At 66.9% G+C, this 6,159-nt stretch carries 2 protein-coding genes, 1 tRNA gene and 1 pseudogene; 2 read left to right on the forward strand and 2 right to left on the reverse strand.

Features of this window, described 5'->3' with window-relative positions:
- Positions 1-140 precede the first annotated feature (140 nt).
- Positions 141-2,000, forward strand: coding sequence for a TniQ family protein (locus tag HCC78_RS31135; protein WP_172332612.1), 1,860 nt, complete (start codon positions 141-143; stop codon positions 1,998-2,000).
- A gap of 329 nt (positions 2,001-2,329) precedes the next feature.
- On the opposite strand, the gene HCC78_RS31140 is transcribed toward HCC78_RS31135, so the two are convergent.
- A tRNA-Val gene (locus tag HCC78_RS31140) sits at positions 2,330-2,404 on the reverse strand.
- 317 nt (positions 2,405-2,721) lie between these two features.
- The gene (gene murD, locus HCC78_RS31145; protein WP_172332613.1) at positions 2,722-4,131 is read right to left on the reverse strand and encodes a UDP-N-acetylmuramoyl-L-alanine--D-glutamate ligase; all 1,410 of its coding nucleotides are present in this window, start codon (positions 4,129-4,131) and stop codon (positions 2,722-2,724) included.
- Positions 4,132-5,123: 992 nt separating this feature from the next.
- Between murD and HCC78_RS34245 the strand changes: the two are divergent.
- Positions 5,124-6,066: pseudogene (locus tag HCC78_RS34245) on the forward strand (IS3 family transposase); the annotation flags it as partial.
- Positions 6,067-6,159: the final 93 nt, after the last annotated feature.

Here is a 6,159-nt window from a genome sequence, read left to right on the forward strand (position 1 = left end):
CGTCGCTCAGCCAGAAGAGATCAGACATGTCACCGCTCGTTTTCGAACGCTGAATCATGCCGTCCAGCCGAAATCAATGGGTCCTGAGCCTAGAGCCCAAGACGATGCGCCATCCGAATGCAAATTGAAAGGCTCCGGCAATGCCCTCCCTGCTCCATTTGCGCACCAGCCCGGCGCCGCGCGAGACGCTCCCGTCCTTCATGTCGCGCCTCGCCGCTTGCAACAACGTGAGCCTGCAGGATTTCGCGATCGACATGGGCCTGCCCTTACGGTGGACCCTGCTCGGCCGCGCTGACGGGATTGCCCGGCTTTCGGAAGTTTCAGGGCTGGCGGAAGACGAAATGCTGGAGCTCCGTTCTTGGACCGGCATTCCCGTCGGGAGCGTCCGCATGCAGTTCCGCGGCGAGTTGATGGTATCGCGCGCATTGCGCAATCCGCTCATGCGCGGCTGTGCCGATTGTCTCCGCGAGGACCTGCAGGCGTCCCCGGATGTTCCGCTGTCGGCGATGGCCATGCACGGCGACTGGCAGTTCCGGGAGACCTCGGTCTGTGTCCGTCATCGACGGAAGCTCTCCGATCTCTGGCAGGAGGCCAACCTGGTTGCGCGGCAGGACGTCCAGGGCCAGCTTGGCGGCCTCCTGAACCGGATTGCGGACGGCGAATTGCAGGGCGGACATGCGGAGCCCAGCGCCTATGATCTCTGGCTCGACAGGCGCCTTGCGACCGGGCGCGATCCAACCTGGCTTGCGGAGCATTCCATTTTCGCGGCAGCGACTGTCTGCCGCCATCTCGGACTGAACCTCGTCGACGCGGAAAGCCTTTCCGCTTCGGGCGGCGACCTTGCGGGCGAAGCCCAGGCGGCAGGGTTCGGGGTGCTCAGCCGCGGTCCGCAGGCCTTCAGGGCAGCTCTCGACGCACTCGCTGCCGCTGCCGCAGGATCCGGTGCCAAGCCTCACGCGGCCTTCGGCAGCCTCCATGAGATCTTCCGGAAGAATTACGCTGACTTTCCCGAATTCGACGGGTTCCGGGACATCTTGCGGGACTGCGTCCTCGACCACTGGCCTTTTGCGGCAGGTGCCACCGTTCTCGGAAAGGTCCAGCAGGAACGCAGACTGCAGTCGGTGCTGGCCGCATCGCAGGAGACGGGAGCGGACCCGATCGTCATCCAGGCCCTTCTCGTCGAAGCGGGCGCGCTGGCGGCGGATGATCCGCGCAGCTTCGCGCGGCAGACCTTCGATGCCCGGCGCCATGGCAGGATGATTGCCGAGATTCCGCAGCTCGTCTGCATCTCGCGGATGTGCGCGGAAATGGGAGCCTCCAAGCGGGAGTTCGAGTGCCTGGAGGCGGATTGCGTCCTTCGCCCCGTGATCCGGAACCCTTTGGTCAATAATCGGTGGCGCCTGTCAGATGGCCTGCACTTTGTCGAGGAGCTTCTCGCCACGGCGTGTCCGGTTGCCCGGGACAATGACGCCTGGGAGACGCTGCAGGCAGCGCGCCGCCGCATGGGCATGGGGCTGAGGATCCTGTTGGAGGGGCTTCGCCGCGGCATGCTGCGGGCCGGACAGCAGACCGGCCGGTCAGGCTATGGGGCGATCCTGATCGCAAAGGAGGACGTCGACTGTCTTGCCCGGACATTCCAGGAGGTACAGCCGGAAAGGGTGCCCGGCGCCCTGGCCCTGTCCCCATTTTCCCGGAGCATCGGTCTGCGGGATCGCAGCTGCTTCCGGTCCCTCGTGGAAGACGGCCAAACTCCCGCCAGCGCCATCCGGCATCTCGCCACCGGACCGGCCCTCCCGGCATTGAGCGCAGCGGATGTGGCGCAGTTCCACCGCCGGTTCGTGACCGTGCCCACCCTGGCGGCCGAACTCGGCCTTCATCGAAACACCGTCCGGACCTGCCTTCGCGACGCGGGCGTGCCGCGCTTCTCTCCGGGCGGGAAGGATTACGGGAACATACACCTCCGGCAGGATATCGATTTCCGCATCTTCGTGCGCCGCTGAAGCACTCTGCGGCGATTCTGGGGCAAGGTCCGTCCCGGAAACTCCGGACAAGCCGGGCGCGGGCGCCGCGCCATTGCAACCACATCCCCTCGCCAAGATGACCCCCCTCCAACGAGCGTCCGGACGTGCCTGAAACATGGGTAGGTTGCCTGCTCTTGAGTTGGGCGCACGTCCCCCAAGACAACTCAGGAATTTTATCTTTTTTTTCAATTTCTTGCCGTAGATCGGAAGATCTTTCACCTACCAATCCGAAGAAGTCTGTTGACAGGCATGTGCAAGCTTATGCCCGAAATGTGCAAACTTATGCTTTATTGGCACTTGGGGGGGCATGGTGGGTGATAAGAGATTCGAACTCCTGACATCTTCGATGTGAACGAAGCGCTCTACCACTGAGCTAATCACCCGGTGGAGCGCTCTTTAAAGAGATGCCCCGGTGGCTGCAAGACCATTTTCGGCAAAAAAATCGATTCCCTAGCGGCAAGCCTGCAGGGACATGCCGGAGGCCCTTCGCAGCCCCGCCACCGGAAACGGCATGTCGCGATTCCGGCCCGGACCTGGCCGCCCGGGCCGGCGACCGACGCGTCGTGCGCTCCGGGACGACGGCATCCTTCCTCCCGGCTCAAGGTGCCGGACCGCCCACGCCCCCCGGCACGGACAGCCGCAGCATCCTTCCCTCCCGGCCCGGGCCGCCCCCCCCCAAAAGAGGGGAGGCCTGACGGGATCAGCCCTGCAGGCCCAGCCGTTCGCGCACGATCCGGGTGAAATCCTCGCCGCGCTTCTCGAAATTCGGATACTGGTCGAAGCTCGCCGCAGCGGGCGCCAGAAGCACCGTCTCGCCCTCCCCGGCCTCGGCCATGGCCTGCGCCACCGCCTGCTCCATCGTGCCGCTGATCTCGTGGTCGAGCCCGCCGAGCTGCAGCGCGAAATCCCGTGCCGAATGGCCGATCAGATAGGCCTTCACCACCGCGCCCAGATGCGGTTCCAGCGCGGCAATGCCGCCATCCTTGCCGAGACCGCCCGCGATCCAGCGGATCTTGGGGAAGGCCTGCAGCGCCTGGGCCGCGCTGTCCACGTTGGTTGCCTTGGAATCGTTCACATAGGTGACGCCCTTCGCCTCGGCGATGATCTGGCTGCGGTGCGGCAGGCCGTCGAAGCTGAGGAAGCCCGCCTCGATGTCGCGCGGCGCCAGCCCCAGCGCCCTGAGCGCCGCATAGGCCGAACAGGCGTTCTGGTGGTTGTGCCGCCCCGGCAGGCCGCGGATGCCGCGCAGGTCGATCGACCCCGCCTGCCGCCCCTTGCGGTATTCGGCAAGGAAGCCCTTCTTCGCGAAGACGTTCCAGCCCGGCCCGTCGAGCTTCTTGGTGACGCTGACGCGGATCACCCGGTCGTCCGTCGGTGCCTCGGCCAGCTGGCCCGCAAGGAACAGCCCCTCGTCCTCGTCGATGCCGATCACTGCGCGGTCCGGCCCGCCCTCCGCGAAGAGTCGGCGCTTGGCGGCGAAATAGCCGCCATAGCCGCCATGGCGGTCGAGATGGTCGGGGCTGAGATTGGTGAAGACGGCAACGTCCGGGGTCAGCGCGCGGGCCAGGTCGGTCTGGTAGCTCGACAGCTCCAGCACGACGACGCCGCCGTCGCCCGGCGGATCGATGTCCAGCACGCCGCGGCCGATATTTCCCGCCAGCTGCGCCTCGCGTCCCGCCGCCTCCAGGCAGTGATGGATCAGCGCGGTGGTGGTGGACTTTCCGTTCGATCCGGTGATGGCCACGACTTTCGGCGGCTGGTCGAATTCCAGCCAATCGCCGGAGGCCAGCGACATGAAGAACAGGCCGATATCGTTGTCGACCGGCACGCCCTCCTCCAGCGCGGCGCGGATCACCGGGTGCGGCTGCGGGTAGAGATGCGGGATGCCGGGACTCACCACCAGCCGGTCGAGCCCGCGCAGCGCGCCGGGCCGGGTCAGGTCGCGGATTTCGTGGCCCGCCTCCTCGGCCTTCGCGCGGCCCTCGGGGCTGTCGTCCCAGCAGACCGCCTCGGCGCCGCCCTCGCGCAGCGCCGCCGCCGCCGAGAGGCCCGACCGCCCCAGCCCCAACACGGCCACCCGTGCGCCTTCCATGCCTCGAACCGGGATCATATCGTCACTCCTGCACGCCTCGGCGCCCTGCCCGCCTGCGGCGCAGGGCCATGGTCACAGGTGTTAGGCCAGCAAGGCCGCAGAGGAAAGCCCCGGCACGGAGGACACCGGAACGGGCAGCCGCTGGCGCGGGACCGGACAGCGCCAGAAAGAGGCCTGCGATCCGAGGGATCAGCGGGACCGGATACAGGGGCCCGGTGCAGCAGGGAGCGGTGGTCACTGGGATCGTGGCGATCGCGAAATGCCGATCGCCGCCCCCCCCCGCTGCCGGTCATCACGCCGTCCGGTCGGCCCGCACGGCGTCCGCGGCCGGGTTGCAGCCCGGCTCATGTCCCCCGCTCCCGCTGCCCGTTCTGTTTCGCCCTCGCCTGCCCGGGAGAAGCGATGGAGCGGCTCCCCGGTCGAGTTCCCGTCCCGGAGCCCCCCAGGCCGGAGGCGTGCGCCATCTCGCGCATCGCACGCGTCGGGAACGCGCAGGCATTCTTGAGGATGGCCCAGGTTCCCGCGTCGCTGGGCTGGTGGGCAGAGCCGATCGCCAGCAGGCCGCCGGGCTGTGGTTGAGCCCTCCTGCGGCGTGGCCTCCCCTGAGGTACTGCACGGCCCGACAGTCCAGATCGACGGCTCGGGGAAGCCAAGTCGCGCATTCGGCGAGACCGGCGCTCCACATGAGGGGATCAGGACCATCCGCGGCGGCTCCAGCAGCGATATCGAGCCCGCAGACGCTGCCGAGCGGGCTTCCGGACCCGTCGTCTCCGGCATCGGGCGCTTCGCCAGAGTTTCCGACCCGGGCGCGCGGCTTAGGCTGAGGACTTCGGTAACGGGCGTACTCCCTTCAAGCGATTTCGCTCGAGAGATCCAATCCCGCTGGCGGGGTGCTTTGGTGCAGTCACTTCGATTGCCACGCCGCGGCTCGTGTTCAAGGTCTGAGGAGGTCCCTGAAAATCGGACACCTTTCCAAGCTTGCCCCCCCAACGATGACGAGGAAGAACGGCGTGGCTGGCAAGCGAAAGAATTGCGGCGCCGAGTTCAAGGGGAAGGCGGCGCTTGAGGCTATCCGAGGTGAGCTGACGGTCGGCGAACTGGTGGCAAAGCACGGCGTGCATCAGACCCTCATCAGCACCTGGAAGCGGCAGGCGCTCGAGGGCATGTCCGGAATCTTCTCCGGCAAGGCCGAGGCAAAGGCGGCCGGGAAGGAGGGCGAGATCGAGAGTGAGCCTGCCCGCGCCACCGGTCCGAGCGGAGCAGGCGAACGCACGCCAAGATCGGCCAGCCCGTGGTGGAGCGGGATTTTTCAGTCAAAGCGTCCGGACGTTGAACCTGTCCCGGAGGCGAGAGATGATCGAGCCCAGGCACCCGGTGCTGTCGATCACCCGGCAGTGCGCGCTGATCGGGGTCAGCCGGTCGGCATGGCATGGCCCGGGCAAGTCCGAGAGCCCGCTGAACCTGGCACCGATGAAGCTGATCGATGCGCAGTTCATGGAGACGCCGTTCTACGGCAGCCGTCAAATGGCGAGGCACCTGCGCAACCAGGGCTACTGCGCCGGACGCAAGCGCATCCGGCGGCTGATGGCGAGGATGGGCCTGCGCGCTGTCCACCAGCGGCCGCGCACGACTGTGCCCCACCCGGAGCACCGGAAGTTTCCGCATCTCCTCAGGGATTTGGCGATCGAGCGCCCGAACCAGGTCCGGTGCGCGGACATCGCCTACATTCCCATGCGGCGTGGCTTCCTCCACCTCGTGGCGATCATGGACTGGGCGACGCGCCGGGTGCTGTCCTGGCGGCTCTCAAACACGATGGACACCGAGTTCTGCATCGAGGCGCTGGAAGATGCATTTCGGTTTCATGGGCGGCCCGAGATCTTCAACACGGATCAGGGCAGCCAGTTCGCCAGCCCGCGCTTCGCGCAGCTCTTGCCAAACGCGACGGTGAATGTCTGACCTTGCCCCCGGCTCCCGGACTGGGCGGATGTTCACTATGCGCCCATCTTTGCGGACATGTCGATCCTTGCCTGCCCGGGCGTGCGGCAT

The organism is Mangrovicoccus sp. HB161399 (assembly GCF_013184745.1).
In the GTDB taxonomy this organism is placed as follows: domain Bacteria; phylum Pseudomonadota; class Alphaproteobacteria; order Rhodobacterales; family Rhodobacteraceae; genus Mangrovicoccus.

Excerpts from the sequence above, each read along its gene's own strand:
- HCC78_RS31135 (WP_172332612.1), top strand. The coding sequence starts at position 141 with ATGCCCTCCCTGCTCCATTTGCGCACCAGCCCGGCGCCGCGCGAGACG.
- murD (WP_172332613.1), bottom strand. The coding sequence starts at position 4,131 with ATGATCCCGGTTCGAGGCATGGAAGGCGCACGGGTGGCCGTGTTGGGG.